This is a genomic window from Paenibacillus sp. 10L310 (assembly GCF_056395745.1).
This window is the reverse complement of the sequence record NZ_JBFTKC010000002.1, coordinates 629230-644814: the sequence shown is the minus strand read 5'-3', so window position 1 is coordinate 644814 and position 15585 is coordinate 629230. Positions and strand designations below refer to the sequence as shown.

General features: G+C 46.7%; 12 protein-coding genes. All 12 read left to right on the top strand.

Features of this window, described 5'->3' with window-relative positions:
- Positions 1 to 5: 5 nt before the first annotated feature.
- The 12 genes from glgD (at position 6) to AC1DE7_RS08185 (ending at position 15577) form a co-directional block, all read left to right on the top strand.
- Positions 6 to 1109, top strand: a complete 1104-nt coding sequence (gene glgD / locus AC1DE7_RS08240; RefSeq protein WP_036608765.1) for a glucose-1-phosphate adenylyltransferase subunit GlgD — start codon at positions 6 to 8, stop codon at positions 1107 to 1109.
- A gap of 337 nt (positions 1110 to 1446) precedes the next feature.
- A complete protein-coding gene (locus AC1DE7_RS08235) occupies positions 1447 to 3879 on the top strand; it encodes a glycogen/starch/alpha-glucan phosphorylase (RefSeq protein ID WP_477534126.1) in 2433 nt (810 codons plus the stop codon).
- Between the two features lie 264 nt (positions 3880 to 4143).
- Entirely contained in the window at positions 4144 to 5013 is an 870-nt protein-coding gene (locus tag AC1DE7_RS08230) for an AraC family transcriptional regulator (RefSeq protein WP_282321691.1), read from the top strand.
- A gap of 41 nt (positions 5014 to 5054) precedes the next feature.
- Positions 5055 to 5513 carry a VanZ family protein gene (locus AC1DE7_RS08225; protein ID WP_477534125.1) on the top strand — a complete coding sequence of 153 codons (459 nt, stop codon included), beginning with the start codon at positions 5055 to 5057 and terminating at the stop codon, positions 5511 to 5513.
- Positions 5514 to 5614: 101 nt separating this feature from the next.
- Complete coding sequence (locus AC1DE7_RS08220; protein ID WP_477534124.1) at positions 5615 to 7345, top strand: glycoside hydrolase family 13 protein; 1731 nt, start codon at positions 5615 to 5617, stop codon at positions 7343 to 7345.
- 98 nt (positions 7346 to 7443) lie between these two features.
- A complete protein-coding gene (locus tag AC1DE7_RS08215; protein ID WP_017688878.1) occupies positions 7444 to 8136 on the top strand; it encodes a metal-dependent hydrolase in 693 nt (230 codons plus the stop codon).
- Positions 8137 to 8375: 239 nt separating this feature from the next.
- Entirely contained in the window at positions 8376 to 9731 is a 1356-nt protein-coding gene (gene dctA, locus AC1DE7_RS08210) for a C4-dicarboxylate transporter DctA (protein WP_477534123.1), read from the top strand.
- A gap of 296 nt (positions 9732 to 10027) precedes the next feature.
- Positions 10028 to 11749, top strand: coding sequence for an alpha,alpha-phosphotrehalase (treC, locus tag AC1DE7_RS08205; protein ID WP_477534122.1), 1722 nt, complete (start codon positions 10028 to 10030; stop codon positions 11747 to 11749).
- 28 nt (positions 11750 to 11777) lie between these two features.
- The gene (treP, locus tag AC1DE7_RS08200; protein ID WP_477534121.1) at positions 11778 to 13796 is read left to right on the top strand and encodes a PTS system trehalose-specific EIIBC component; all 2019 of its coding nucleotides are present in this window, start codon (positions 11778 to 11780) and stop codon (positions 13794 to 13796) included.
- 225 nt (positions 13797 to 14021) lie between these two features.
- Positions 14022 to 14870: a chemotaxis protein gene (locus AC1DE7_RS08195; RefSeq protein WP_340982737.1), complete on the top strand. Its 849-nt coding sequence runs from the start codon at positions 14022 to 14024 to the stop codon at positions 14868 to 14870.
- A gap of 162 nt (positions 14871 to 15032) precedes the next feature.
- A complete protein-coding gene (locus tag AC1DE7_RS08190; protein ID WP_017688873.1) occupies positions 15033 to 15296 on the top strand; it encodes a YkgJ family cysteine cluster protein in 264 nt (87 codons plus the stop codon).
- Between the two features lie 77 nt (positions 15297 to 15373).
- The gene (locus tag AC1DE7_RS08185) at positions 15374 to 15577 is read left to right on the top strand and encodes a hypothetical protein (protein ID WP_017688872.1); all 204 of its coding nucleotides are present in this window, start codon (positions 15374 to 15376) and stop codon (positions 15575 to 15577) included.
- The last annotated feature ends 8 nt before the right edge of the window (positions 15578 to 15585 follow it).

Genomic DNA, 15585 nt, shown 5'->3' with positions numbered 1-15585 from the left:
ATGCGATGAAACAATTGATCGGAGTTATTAACCTTGACCATGAACTTGAAGAATTGAAGGAATTGACGTATTTTCGCTGCGGAGCCGCGGTGCCTTATGCCGGGCGTTACCGTCTGATCGATTTTGTTCTATCCAATATGATGAATGCAGGCATTGAGAGTATTGGTGTATTTGTACGGCGAAAATATCGCTCGTTGATGGACCATCTTGGTGACGGTAAACCTTGGGATTTGGATCGCAAGCATGGGGGTATGTTTATTTTGCCACCAGACTGGAACGATCCAACAGATACATCACAAGGGGACTTGCAGCATTTCCACAACAATCTGGACTTTTTCCACAGAGGAGCAGGACAATATGTTGTGCATGCGGGCAGTCGCCATGTGACCAAAGCAGACCTCCAGGATGTCTACAGGTATCACATCAGTAAAGGAGCGGACGTTACACTGGTCTGCAAAAAAGTAGATCAGCTGCTGCCGGAGCATGATGCCTGTGTCAAAGTTGAACATGACGGGGACGGTAACGTAGTGGACATTCACCAAAGCGCTAATCACCCGAATATATATACAGAAATTTTCATCATGGAAAAAGAATTGTTCCTGCGCCAGGTGCAACGTTGCATTGATCATGGCGAGAGCCATTTCTTCCGGGATGTGATTCAAAAAAATCCGGATGGATTGAATATCGCTGCGTATGCATATGATGGCTATCACGCAGTCATCAATTCCATTGACAGTTATTATCGCAACAGTATGGATCTGCTGAACACAGGGCAATATGAACAACTGTTCAAGGAAGATCCGATCCAGACCAAAATTAAATACGAAGCGCCTGCCAAATATCTGGATACCGCCGATGTTAAACATTCACTTCTCGCGAATGGCTGCATAGTAGGTGGAGAGGTGGAGGACAGCATTCTGTTCCGTGGGGTACAGGTGGCCAAGGGTGCCAAAATAAAAGGTTCCATCATCATGCAGAAATGTTACATTGGTGAGGGGACGGTACTTGAGAACGTCATTCTCGATAAAGACGTGAAGCTGACCGGAGGACAGACGCTGATCGGCGACCCGTCGAATCCATACATTTTAGCGAAAAGTACTATTATCTAATGCCCCCACGTAACCGATATCTTCTATAAATATATATAAAATAAAAATCCTGTAGGATGGATTTAAGGTTCATACACTTACTAAGCATCGGGTGCCACTGTTAGAGCTCCTTCATACGTGCAAACGTAGTGGAGGGGACGAAATCGATTCTGAAGAAGCGAAGCGCTCGCCTTTATCACTGTATTTTCACATCTAAAGTAATAAATTCAAGAAAATACAGGGGTAACAGCGATCATAAGAACGATTCGTAACCGTAACGGCCACTTTGCACAATGTTGAGCAATTGAGTATATGAACCGCCACCATCCTGCAGGATTTCCCCGGGAGGAACCTACTTTTGTTTGACAACAAGGAAACGTTCAAGAGTATATTTACACGGAATCTGGTCAGCAAATTGGGCAAACCGATTGAAGAAGCAACACAGGAAGACGTGTACCATGTACTGGGAAGCATGATTCGTGAATATGCAGGCCAGGATTGGGCAGCGTCGAATCAGGGGTTCAAGCAGCGCCAGGATAAACAGGTCTATTACTTCTCGCTGGAATTCCTGATTGGACGTCTGCTCGGCAACAATCTGTTGAATGTGAATGAATTGGAATTGGTGCGTGACAGTTTAGCTGAGCTGGGCTTCTCCTTGGAAGAGATAGAAGAACAGGAGGCGGATGCAGGACTCGGTAACGGAGGTCTGGGACGACTCGCTGCCTGTTTCCTGGATTCACTTGCATCACTACGATATGCAGGACATGGTTGCGGGATTCGATATAAATACGGGTTGTTTGAGCAAAAAATCATCAATGGTAATCAGGTAGAGTTACCCGACAATTGGCTGGATAAGGGCAATGAATGGGAAGTCCGCCGTCCAGACAAAAAGGTGGAAGTACAGTTCTGGGGCCGAGTAGAAGCTCATGAGCAGGATGGAGAATATCAGTTTGTTACAAAAGATGCCGAATCGGTTGTCGCCATACCCTATGACGTGCCTGTCATCGGTTATGGTCAAACCCATGTGAATACATTGCGTCTATGGAGTGCCGAGCCAAAGCGCGAGACTTCACTCGACACCCCTTCGAACTACTACGGTTATCTGGATTATAGCCGATCGGTTGAATCAATCTCGGAATTCCTGTATCCCGATGATTCCCAGTACGAAGGAAAGTTGCTGCGATTGAAGCAACAATACTTCATGTGCTCAGCAGGTGTACAGAGCGCCTTGCGTACGTTCAACAAGCTGGAGCTACCGTATGATCGTTTGCCTGATAAAGTGGCCTTCCACATTAATGACACGCATCCAACCTTGGTTATTCCAGAACTGATGCGCATCCTGATTGATGTGAAGGGTTACGGCTGGGATGAAGCATGGGATATCACAACCCGTACTGTATCGTATACCAATCATACAACGCTTAGTGAGGCTCTTGAGAAATGGCCTGTATCCATGATCAGCAGGCTGCTGCCACGAATCTACATGATCATTGAAGAGATCAACAAACGCTTCTGTGGCATGCTGCTGGACCGGTATCCGGGAGATCAGGATCGCATAGGGCATTTGGCGATTGTTGCAAACGATCAGGTACGGATGGCACATCTGGCGATTGTAGGTAGTCATAGCGTGAATGGTGTTGCTGCTCTGCACACCGAGATTTTGAAAGAGCGCGAGATGGCTCCGTTCTATGAACTGTATCCAGAGCGTTTCAATAACAAAACCAATGGTATCACCCATCGCCGCTGGTTGATGCATGCCAATCCGAAACTGTCGGATCTCATCACGGATACAATCGGTAACGAATGGATAACAGAGCCGGGCAAGCTGGACCAGTTGGCTGGTTTTGCGGATAATACATCATTCCAGGAGCAGTTCCGTTCAATTAAGCGGGATAACAAAGAGCGGCTTGCTACGTATATTCTGGATCATACCGGGACAGCAGTGAATCCGGATTCCATCTTTGATGTACAGGTGAAGAGACTACACGGGTACAAACGTCAACTGTTGAACATTCTGCATGTTATGCATCTGTATAACCGGCTTAAGAATGATGCTTCGTTTGATATGGTACCACGTACGTTCATCTTTGGTGCCAAGGCAGCGCCGAGTTATTATTTTGCCAAGAAAATTATCAAGCTGATCAACAACGTGGCTGACACGGTGAATCGGGATGCGGCCGTGAATGACCGCTTGAAGGTATTTTTCCTCGAAAATTATTCCGTCTCTCTTGCAGAGAAGATCATTCCCGCTGCGGATGTTAGTGAACAGATCTCAACCGCAGGTAAGGAAGCTTCCGGTACGGGCAACATGAAATTTATGATGAACGGGGCTTTAACGATTGGCACGATGGATGGAGCCAACGTGGAGATGGCGGAGCAGGTTGGGGAAGAAAATATGTTTATCTATGGTCTGCGTGCTGACGAAGTACTTGAGTATTATCGTTCCGGCAGCTATCGTCCGAATGAGATTGTGCAGCACGATGAACGCATTCGCGAGGTCGTGGAGCAACTGGTGCATCCAGGTGCATTCTGTTATCGTGACGGGGAGTTCTGGGATATTTATGACTCCTTGCTGGCCCATGGTGACGAATACTTTGTATTGCGTGATTTTGCTGCTTATGCAGACGCGCATGCAGCGATTGACCAGGCGTATCGGGATATTCCGGGCTGGACTCGGAAAGCGATATTAAACACGGCACATTCCGGCATATTCTCCAGTGATCGTACCATTAGTGAGTATGCGACAGATATCTGGGGTATTCATCCCGTGTCCGGGAACTGGAAAGGTTAAGAACAGATTGTTAAACAAACAAGTCCCCTTGTTCACAAGAGCTATCTCTGTTGGTAAATCAACCAGCGTAGAGAGCATCTCCTTGTAGAACAAGGGGTTTTTGGCATACAGTGTATCATAGTGTCATTCAACTTGAAGAGAATCGGAACTCGCGTATCTTTCGTCATACAAGTTCGCACACAAAATCAAAAAAAAGATCTGGATCTCAGTCATACTACATAAGAAATCGTTTGATATTTTGAATTAGATAGGGGAGCCGTCACTATGGATCATTACACACGAATTCAGCTTGCTATTGAGTATTTGGAGCAGCATTTGCAAGATGATTTTAATATCAGAGAGACGTCCGCTGCTGCGAGCTTTTCGGCGTTTCATTTTCAGCGTTTATTTCAGGCGATCACGGGATTCACGGTACTGGAGTACGTGCGCAGACGCAGATTAACGGAAGCTGTAGGGATGCTGCGGGGCACATCGGAAGGCATACTGGACATTGCGATGAGCTTTGGCTATCAATCTCAAGAGGCATTTACCCGTGCATTTTCAGCCTACTTTGGAATGACACCGGCGAAGCTGCGTAAGCTGGAAGTGGATCAGTTGTCTCTTCTGAAGATGCAACAGAGCATTGATTTTAACGATTATCGAACTCGGCTTGATGGAACTTTCCACATGAACACACCCCGTCTGGTCACACGGGAACCGAACTGGATTGTCGGCTATGAATATAAGACCAACCTGAATGACAATCAGCATTATGCTGAAATACCCGGATTTTATCACGATTTTGGCATGGAACAGAAATTCATGGCGATCCCGGAGAGGACACGCCCTGATATGGCTTATGGTGTGGCCTGTCATTTTGAAGAGGATGGAGCATTTTCTTTTATTGTGGGTGAAGAAAGCAGTGGAGCATCACAGGTACTTGAACCCGGTTTTGCTTCGATTGAAATTCCAGGTGGCTTGTATGCAGAATTCACCGTGGAAGGCTCAGGGCAGGATATTCGGAAAATGATCTATGGCAGCTGGCTGCCGCAGTCGAACTATGAGCGGAGGGAAGGGCCTGACTTTGAAGTGACGGATGTCTGGAAATCGACCCCTGAACAACTGGACATGAAGATCTATATCCCGTTAAAATAGACCTTACCGCTTCGCGGAATTCAAGGTCGGAGGACGGATGGATGAGCGAAAAGTCGTGGCTCCACTCCAAGTGGATGCTGACCATTGTTGCTTGCATGGCAGCGCTCTATATACTGATTATGGGCATTTTACTGTTTGTCAGTGGACGAACACCTAGCATGTATTATCAATATAATCTCGTACCCTTCGAGACGATTCGTCCACTTCTTATGGAGAGGGAGAGGTACAATACAGATACCTGGGTCAAAAACCTGTTTGGCAATATCGTATTGTTCATTCTACTAGGCATCTGGATCCCATGGTTGTTTCGAAGGTGCCGTACGTTCCTGACCTTTACATCTACAGTTGTTTTGCTTCTGCTGGGTGTTGAGGTCACACAATTGATTACACGTGTAGGTTCGTTTGATGTGGATGATATCATTCTGAACACGATCGGTGCCTGGATAGGTTACACCGGATTTAAGTTAGTCTTATGTTCACAAAAAAGGACTCGGAATTGAACCGCAGATCGCGGTCCATGACCGGGTCTTTTTGCATAAGATACCTTTCAAATGTTTACAAGGGAATCATTTCGGATAAAACATATTAACGGCTTAATACAGTGAGCAGAGATTATATAGTGGATAATGATGAGAGCGAGGTGGGCGATATCGTTTGGTGGAAAGAGAGTGTGGTATACCAGATTTACCCGAGCAGCTTTAAAGATTCGGACGGAGATGGATATGGCGACTTGCAGGGGATTTATGAGAAGCTCGATTATTTGGAGAATTTGGGCGTAGATGTGATCTGGCTTTGTCCCATTTACGATTCACCAGGACATGATAACGGATATGATATCCGAGATTACTACGGCATTTTACGCAAGTATGGCACGATGGAGGATTTTGATCGATTATTGGCAGAGGCCCACAAGCGTGGTCTCAAGATCATGATGGACCTGGTGCTGAATCATACGTCAGATGAACATGCTTGGTTTGCTGAATCGCGTTCATCAAAGATGAATCCGAAGCGGGACTATTATATTTGGCGTTCAGGAAAAAATGGGCAGGTGCCGAATAATTGGGAGTCCTATTTTGGGGGTTCGGTGTGGAAGCATGATCCCGAGACAAATGAATATTATCTGCATCTGTATTCCGAACAGCAACCGGATCTCAACTGGAACAATGCACAGATGGCAGAAGAGATGTATGAGATGGTGCATTGGTGGCTGGAAAAAGGGGTCGACGGATTCCGTTTCGATGCAGTGGCGCATATCGCCAAGGCAGAGGGTCTGCCAAGTGCCCACAACCCTCATAATCTGCCGGTGGTTCCAGCGTATCAGCTCTTTTCCAACCTGGAACAGGTACACTCCATCCTGAAGAAACTGAATAACATGATCCTGAAACCCTACGGACCCATGACAGTTGGCGAGACTTCAGGACTTGGACCTGAGCAGGCCTTGGCTTATGTGGGCACGGATCGTGACGAGCTTAATATGGTATTCCAGTTTGAGCATATGTTTATCGATGCTAAATCCTCCGGAATTGGTAAATGGAACTATAAGGAATGGAAATTGACCGATCTCAAAGAAATCATGAGCCGGTGGCAAACGGTTTTGCATGGTAGAGGCTGGAACGCCAATTATATGGGCAACCATGATCAGCCACGTCCGGTTTCCCGTTTTGGTGGTGACGGTAAATATCGGGTGCGTTCTGCTCAGATGCTGGCGACATGGATGCTTACACTCGAAGGGACCCCCTACATCTATCAAGGAGAAGAGATCGGCATGACCAATGTCGCTTTCCCGAATATCGAACAATACCGGGACATCGAGACCAAAAATTATTTCAATCATTACATTGGTCAAGGTAAATCAAAGCATGAAGTTATGCAGGCGATCTGGCTGAAGAGTCGCGATAATGCCCGCACGCCGATGCAATGGGATGAGACGGAACATGCAGGTTTTACCCAGGGTCAGCCGTGGATTCAGGTGAATGATAATTATCCTGAGATTAATGTGGCTGATGCCGAAAGTGATCCGCAATCCATTTTGCATTATTACCGTAAGTTAATTGCCCTTCGCAAACAACATAAAGTACTTATCTATGGTGCGTATGAACTGCTGCTACCGGATGATCCGGATATCTATGCCTATACCCGAACGCTGGAAGATGAGCAGATGCTGGTCATTCTGAATTTCCGTGGGCATGAACCTGAGATGCACTGGCCGGAAGGTTGGACTTCCGAGCATGCCAAGCTGATCATCAGCAATGTGAGCAGACGTTATTCTACCGATGAAGGTGCGATTCAGCTTCAGCCGTATGAAGCAAGAGTATATCGTAAGCAGCGGTGACACGGAGGCTAGCGTGATTTTGCGTTGGTGAAGAGGTATGATTTATAATATATAGTGGTTTTCAAAATAATCAAAACATATGTCGGGAGGAATCCAAGTTGTTGAATATTACGTTCCACGGTCACTCCAGTGTACAGCTGGGCACAGAAGAAAAGTCTCTGATCATTGATCCCTTCCTGCGTGGCAACGAGCTTGCCGTCACGAAGCCTGAAGATATTAAGACAGATGTTGTGTTGCTGACACATGCACATATGGATCATATCCTCGATGCTGAGCCTATTGCCAAAGCAAATAACGCCAAAGTTGTGGCTATTGTGGAATTGGCTACATATATGTCTTGGAAGGGTCTGGATACACTCGGCATGAACATGGGCGGAACGGTAGATCTTGATTTTGCTCAAGCCAAAATGATTCAGGCGTTCCATACTTCCGGGATTGTGCTCGAAGAAGAACAACGGATCATGTATGCAGGTTTGCCTGCTGGATATATCATTAATATTGGTGGTAAAACGATTTTGCATGCCGGAGACACAAGTCTCTTCGGGGATATGAAAATGATCGGTGATCGTCATGATATCGATGTAGCTTTCTTGCCGATTGGTGGACATTTCACCATGGGACCTGAGGATGCGCTGCAAGCGGCCGAATGGTTTAATGCCAAACTGACGATTCCAGTTCATTATGATACGTTCCCGGTAATTCGTCAGGATGCGGAACACTTCGTGCAGCAGCTGGCTGCAAAAGGGTTGGAAGGCCGTGTGCTGGCCCCGGGAGAATCTATTACCCTGTGATACACATTTAACCTCTGTTCAATAATAAATGGATTTATGGATAAAGACGAATATCGCGTCAAGATAACTGATGCGATATTCGTCTTTTTTCGGTTTCAGGTTCAATTTTCACCAATAGAGTTGGTACAAATGACAAAAAGATTGAAATTCCATTGTTGAACTCCGTTTCGGAATGATATAAAAAGTTACACGGAAACCAACCGGAAATCCGAATTGACCGCAAAACAGGGGGAGCGTTTATGTCATTTGTGAAATCATTATTCTTTCAGATTATTGTAGCGGTAATCATCGGGATTGGCGTAGGCATTCTGTGGCCGGATCTGGGTAGCCTGCTGCAACCGCTCGGAACAGGTTTCATCAAATTGATCAAGATGATCATCGCACCACTGATTTTCATGGTGATTGTGACAGGTATTGCCAAGATCGGTGATCTGAAGTCGGTAGGTCGCATCGGACTGAAAGCCATCGTGTGGTTCGAGATTGCAACTACAGTGGCGCTGGTACTTGGATTGGGAACAGCCAATCTGCTTCGCCCCGGTGCCGGAATGAACGTGGACCCTTCAACCATAGATGCAAGCGGCATTGAAGCAAAAACGAATGGTTCCGAGTTACCGCATACGGTAGACTTTATCATGAATATTATTCCGACAAGTGTTGTAGATGCCTTTGCACAAAATGCACTTCTGCAAGTATTGCTCGTGGCCTGCCTGTTCGGGGTTGCCCTGGCAGCAACAGAGAGTAAGGCAAAAGAGAATGTACTGACGCTGATTGAGAACTTGCTCGGCATTGTGTTTCGTATCATCGGTTATATCATGAAACTCGCGCCGATTGGTGCATTTGGAGCCATGGCCTACACGGTAGGTGCTTATGGGGCTTCCACATTGTCGTCCTTTGGTCTACTGATTCTGGCCTGTTACGGCGCAGCACTGCTGTTTTTGGTCATGTTGGCATTGGCTGCCTGGTGGATTACCGGGCTAAATTTCCTGCAATTTGTGAAGTATACCCGTTCTGAAGTGATGCTGGCGATTGGAACCGGATCATCAGAAGTGGTGATGCCACGTATGATGGACAAACTAACCAAGGCGGGTTGTGATCGTGCGGTTGTGGGTCTTGTGGTGCCGACGGGGTACTCGTTTAATCTGGATGGCGCTTCGATCTATTTATCCTTGGCCACGGTTTTTGTTGCTCAGGCCGTAGGGATTGAACTGACATTGATGCAGCAAATTACGATTTTACTGGTGTTGATGTTAAGTTCCGAAGGCATGGTAGGAGTACCTGGCTCCGCATTCTTGGCCCTGTCCGCAACGGCAGTGGCTGTCAATGCTTTTCCGGTAGCAGCGGTTGCTCTGCTGCTTGGTGCAGATCGATTCATGGATACGATGCGTGTCTTCACCAACCTGATGGGCAACTGTGTTGCAGCATTTGTGGTGGCAAAATGGGAAGGTCTGCTGGATCAAAAGCGAATGCGTGCCGTACTCTCTGGTGAGATCAGTGCTGCTGAACTGGAAAGAGAAGAGCAAGCTGCACTATCTTTATTGAAGTTGAATATGCAGGAAAAACAAGGGAAAGCCGTTGTTTCACCGGAGATGTCGTAAGAAGCGTTTTTGAAAAATTCAACCAAGTTCAACCCAATTAGACCGTCTGTTGCCCGCACCAATGGTGGGAAGAACAGACGGTTTCTTGTTGTCCCAATACAGATATCATTGGGTTCACGAACGCAGGTTCCAAAATAAATGTTACAGAGGAAAGATTTATGGGGAATGTGTAGAAGAGGCGGAGAATATACATATTATAGTTTCAACTTGTATATACATGTTTACTTATGTAATATAGATATGAAGTTAGCCGAGAACATCACATAAGAGCATTACAATTTATTGGAGGCGTTAACATGAGTTCTAATAACACAACTCCGTCATCTTGGTGGAAGACATCAACGGTGTATCAGGTATATCCGAAGAGTTTTAATGATACAACCGGATCGGGTACTGGAGATATTCGTGGATTAACCGAGAAGCTTGATTATTTGCAGCATCTGGGTATCGATATTGTGTGGTTGCAGCCGGTATATGTATCTCCGCAGCATGATAATGGGTATGACGTAGCGGACTATTATCGGATTAATCCGGATTATGGAACGATGGAGGATTTTGACGAACTGCTGAAAGGTCTGAAGGCTCGTGATATGAAACTGATGATTGATATCGTGGTGAATCACTCCTCGACCGATCATGAGTGGTTCCAGCAATCCCGTTCTTCCAAGGATAATCCGTATCGGGATTATTATATTTGGAAAGATCCTGCTCCGGATGGCGGTGTGCCAAACAACTGGCAATCCAAGTTCGGTGGGCCTGCTTGGCAGTTCGATGAACAGACGGGACAATATTTCCTGACTTTATTTGATAAAACGCAGGCAGATCTCAATTGGGAGAATGAAGAAGTACGCAAAGCTGTACGGGATATGATCAAGTTCTGGGCCGAAAAAGGTGTGGATGGTTTCCGTATGGACGTGATCAACCTGATCTCCAAAGACCAGCGGTTCCCTGATGATGATGGTAGCGTGTCACCGGGTGATGGACGCAAATACTACACGGATGGACCGCGTGTGCATGAGTACATCACCGAGATGTACGATGAAGTATTCGGGCCTTACAACATGGTGACCGTAGGGGAAATGTCCTCCACAACACTGGAACATTGTATCCAATATTCGAACCCGGCTTCCCGGGAGTTTTCGATGACGTTTAACTTCCATCACCTGAAAGTGGATTATCCGAATGGTCAGAAGTGGGAACTGATGCCGTATGATTTCGAAGCGATGAAGCAGCTCTTCAGTGAGTGGCAAACTGGCATGCAGGCCGGTGGAGGTTGGAACGCGCTGTTCCTTAATAACCATGATCAGCCTCGGGCACTGTCCAGATTCGCCAATGATGGTGACTATCGTGCCGAGAGTGCGAAGATGCTTGCAACAACGATACACGGCATGCAAGGTACGCCTTATGTCTACCAGGGAGAAGAGATCGGCATGCCGAATCCGGTCTGGAATGACGTTAGCGAGTTCCGCGATATCGAATCAACGAATATGTACCGTTTGCTTCAGGAAGAACGAGGCAAATCCGCTGACGAAGCATTCAACATTGTAAAAGAGCGTTCCCGGGACAACTCTCGGACACCGATGCAATGGAATGGAAGTAAGAACGCCGGATTTACTAGCGGAACACCTTGGCTTAAGGTGGATGAGCGGTATCCTTCCATTCACGTGGAACAGCAGCTGGCTGATCCAGATTCGATCTACTATCACTACCGCAAATTGATTGCCCTGCGTAAACAGGTTAACGTGCTGATTGACGGTCTGTATGAACGATTGGACGATGCACACCCGAATGTATTCGCGTACGCACGGACCAATGGAAGTGAAACTCTGATTGTTGTATCCAACTTCAGTAAACGAGACGTCACGTTCTCGCTTCCGGAAGCGGTCTGGAATGATCACATTGCAAGCAAATCAGCAGAGTTACTCATAGGAAATACGGAGGCAGCCCCTGTGCTGACGCAGGAAATCTCTCTCAGTCCGTATGCATCCTATATGTGGCTTGTGCCACAACAGGACTAATCACATTTTATAAATAGGAAGTGACACTATGGCAATCGATAAAAAACAGGTTGAGGAGATCGTCCGGGCTGTCGGTGGCAAAGAGAATATTGAAGCTGCTACACACTGTGTTACACGACTCCGGTTTGCCTTGTACGATGAGAGTAAAGTGGATACTGAAAGTCTGGATCAGAATGATCTGGTTAAAGGACAGTTCTCTTCCCAAGGACAATTCCAGGTCGTTATTGGGCCTGGTCTGGTGGATAAAGTCTATGATGAGATGATTCAGATTACCGGGGGAGATCGTTCTTCCAAGGATGATGTGAAGGCGGTTGCTGGTAAAAAGCAAAATCCAATCCAGCGAGCGATCAAAACACTCTCGGATATTTTCATTCCAATCTTGCCTGCAATCATTACGGCAGGTCTTTTGCTCGGGATTAACAATATTCTGACAGGTCCAGGCATTTTCTTTGATGGAAAATCACTGGTGGATGTTTATCCAGCCTGGAAGGATCTTGCGTCCATTATTAATACGATTGCAAGTACAGCCTTCACGTTCCTGCCGGCTCTAATTGGTTGGGCAGCTGTAAAAAGGTTCGGCGGCAGTCCGCTGCTCGGGATCGTGCTTGGTCTCATTCTGGTACATCCCGATCTGCTGAGTGCATATGGTTACGCTGATGCCGTGAATAATGGCACGGTGCCAACATGGAATCTGTTCGGTTGGGAGATTGAGAAGATCGGTTATCAAGGGCAGGTTCTACCGGTACTGGTATCGGCGTATCTACTTGCGAAGATGGAGATTTTCCTGAATAAAAGGGTACATGATTCGATCAAACTGCTGGTCGTTGCACCAGTTACGTTGCTGATTACCGGATTCCTGGCCTTCACGATCATTGGACCAGTTACATTTGCCATTGCGAATGCAATTACTTCCGGCTTGATCTATGTATACGATTCATACGCGGCGCTGGGTGGTCTGATCTACGGTGGTCTGTACGCTTTGCTTGTTATCACCGGTATGCATCACACGTTCCTCGCGGTGGATGTTCAGCTCATTGGTAGTCAAGGCGGTACGTTCCTGTGGCCAATGCTGGCATTGTCCAATATCGCACAAGGCTCGGCGGCACTTGCGATGATGCTTGTCCTGCGTGAAAAGAAAATGAGAGGACTTGCGGCAACGTCTTCGGTATCGGCCTTCCTCGGGGTAACTGAGCCGGCGATCTTCGGAGTGAATATCCGTTACCGTTATCCGTTTATCTTTGGTATGATCGGTTCCGCGATTGGTGGTGTGCTGCTGACGATGAATAATGTTCAGGCAACCTCCATTGGTGTAGGTGGTGTACCTGGATTCCTGTCGATTTTCCCTGACAAATGGGGCGTTTTCTTCATCGGCATGGCGATTGTCTTGGTTGTACCGTTTGTACTGACCGTCCTTTTTGGCAGAGCCAAACTGAGAAAAGAAGATCGTAGTGCAAGCAATGAAACCGTTGCTGAGCCTAAAGCGGCTACATCGCAGTCTGCTTCGGGTGTTACCTCTTCAACTGCAAAAACAGATCCAAACCAGCGCACACGCAGTGCAGCTCAAGTAGGAGACGAAGCCGTGAATACACTGGAAATCATGGCGCCTTTAACAGGCCAGGCCGTGTCACTGGAGCAAGTACCAGATCCGGCTTTTGCTGAGAAACAGATGGGTGAGGGTGTAGCAATTGAACCTTCCGGCAACGTTGTTGTTGCCCCGTTTGATGCTCAGGTAGCTCATGTGATCAAAAGTAAACATGCGGTGATTCTTGAACACGCGAGTGGATTACAAGTTCTGATCCATGTCGGGATTAATACAGTATCCCTCAAGGGTGAAGGCTTCAACATGCATGTCGAAGCTGGCGAACATGTAAAAGCTGGACAAAAGCTGTTGGAGTTTGATCGTAAGGTGATTGAAGATGCGGGATACCCACTGATTACACCGATTATCATTCCAGATGGTCAAGATATGGTTGAACGGGTGGAAGTCACGACAGGTGTTGTTACATCTAATCAAAATGGTGTGTTGAAGGTTCATCTGAAAGGTTAATTGAATACAACAACAAGAAGGGGCTGCATGATGCGCAGCTCCTTTTTGCTGTATGGTCGTTATTTTCATGACGATCATGGTAAACTGTATATAAAATGGAAGAATCACATTTTTAAAATAATGGTGGTTGGAAAGGTTCTTCTGACAAAGCAAGCTTCAGGCATGTTCGAGTCGTGGCGTTCATATGGTGGAGAAAGAGTTCCTAGATCGATGAGGAGGAGAGCCATGACACGTATTGCGGTGATGGTCATTCATGGGCTGGGTATGCGGAAGGATGGGTACGCGGACAAGCTGATTGCTTGTTTGCATAAGGAATTGGACAAGGTGATGGTCTTGCCTGGAGCCTCCAAACAGATGCTCGATATCGAACCTGTATATTGGGCGGATGTATTTGAGGAGCGGGAAGAGGCGCTCTTTCAACAGCTCGTCAGCTCTCCGGGATTGAACTTTCAGGCGTTGCGCCGATTTGTCATCCACTACCTGGCTGATGCGGTTGCTTATCAACCGGTGGAAAATCAAGGCCATAACTACGATGCCGTACATCGAACGTTGAATCAGGCGATGCATACCCTTGCACAGCGCAATGGACCGGAAGCTCCGCTCTGTGTGGTTGCCCATAGTTTGGGTGCCGTAATCGCCAGTAACTTCTTCTACGATCTGCAATATCCCTCCAGTCGTGTGCCTGAGGTTGTGGATGTGAACTCGGCTCTGGAGCGAGGGGATACGCTGACCCATTTTTACTCGTTTGGTACAACCTTGCCCTTATGGAGCTTGCGTTACCATGACTTTAGTTGCCCAATTCAGGTGCCTTCTTCCCATGTGAATCAGTATTATGCAGGGCTGGAAGGGGAGTGGGTGAACTTCTACGATCGGGATGATATTCTGGGTTATCCATTACGCCCCATTGATCCCGCTTATGAGAAAGCGGTCAAAGAAGACATTGAAGTGAACTCTGGCGGCGTGGCTATGAGTTGGAATCCGCTAAGTCATGGGGGGTATTTTTCCAATCGAAGTATGAATCGGAGAATTGCTCAGGGGCTGGCTCGAACCTGGACCTGGGTAAATCGCTCATAATATAAGAGGTAGTTCAAAAAGTCCGCTTTTGATTACGAAGGATGCCTAATGGCATCATCAGCATCGAATATGGAATTCAGCCCATCTTCTTGGTATTGAAAACCGGTCTTTTTGAACATGTATTGTATGTACTATAGTTATTGAAATGAGGAGGGAATACGTATGGAATGCAGGACAGGCTGTGCCGCATGTTGTATCGCGATTTCCATATCATCACCGATACCGGGCATGGCTCATGGCAAGCCGGCAGGTGTACGTTGTGTGCAGCTTACCGATGATAATCGCTGCGGAATTTTTGGCCAAAAAGATCGTCCTGCGGTATGCAGTGGATTGCAAGCTGAGGAAGAGATGTGTGGTAGCACCGATCAGGAAGCATTTGATATTCTAACCTGGTTGGAGCAAGAAACTGCACCGAAAGTAATATAAGTAGGTTGTTTTAATGAATTGGGATAATTATACTTAATAGGGAAGAAGGTTGATCAGAGAGAGGAGACGCGAATACAATGGGGCTTGTTAAACGTTTTGTATTGGTTGTAGTGAATATGATCGGAGAGTTATGGATGGGGTTTTACCGACGTAACTCGGATTATTATGACCATCAGACTTCGGAGTCCAAAAGTAAGATTGGCTATTATGCATTTATTATTGGGGCAACAGTGGTTACGGTGGGCATTGTAGGCTGGATGTACAACCGAATTTATTCATAAGTAGTCAT

Bases quoted from the DNA above. Each gene is read 5' to 3' on its own strand.
- treP (WP_477534121.1), top strand. From the start codon at position 11,778: ATGGCAATCGATAAAAAACAGGTTGAGGAGATCGTCCGGGCTGTCGGT.
- AC1DE7_RS08195 (WP_340982737.1), top strand. From the start codon at position 14,022: ATGACACGTATTGCGGTGATGGTCATTCATGGGCTGGGTATGCGGAAG.
- dctA (WP_477534123.1), top strand. From the start codon at position 8,376: ATGTCATTTGTGAAATCATTATTCTTTCAGATTATTGTAGCGGTAATC.
- AC1DE7_RS08185 (WP_017688872.1), top strand. From the start codon at position 15,374: ATGGGGCTTGTTAAACGTTTTGTATTGGTTGTAGTGAATATGATCGGA.
- AC1DE7_RS08190 (WP_017688873.1), top strand. From the start codon at position 15,033: ATGGAATGCAGGACAGGCTGTGCCGCATGTTGTATCGCGATTTCCATA.
- AC1DE7_RS08225 (WP_477534125.1), top strand. From the start codon at position 5,055: ATGAGCGAAAAGTCGTGGCTCCACTCCAAGTGGATGCTGACCATTGTT.
- treC (WP_477534122.1), top strand. From the start codon at position 10,028: ATGAGTTCTAATAACACAACTCCGTCATCTTGGTGGAAGACATCAACG.
- glgD (WP_036608765.1), top strand. From the start codon at position 6: ATGAAACAATTGATCGGAGTTATTAACCTTGACCATGAACTTGAAGAA.
- AC1DE7_RS08230 (WP_282321691.1), top strand. From the start codon at position 4,144: ATGGATCATTACACACGAATTCAGCTTGCTATTGAGTATTTGGAGCAG.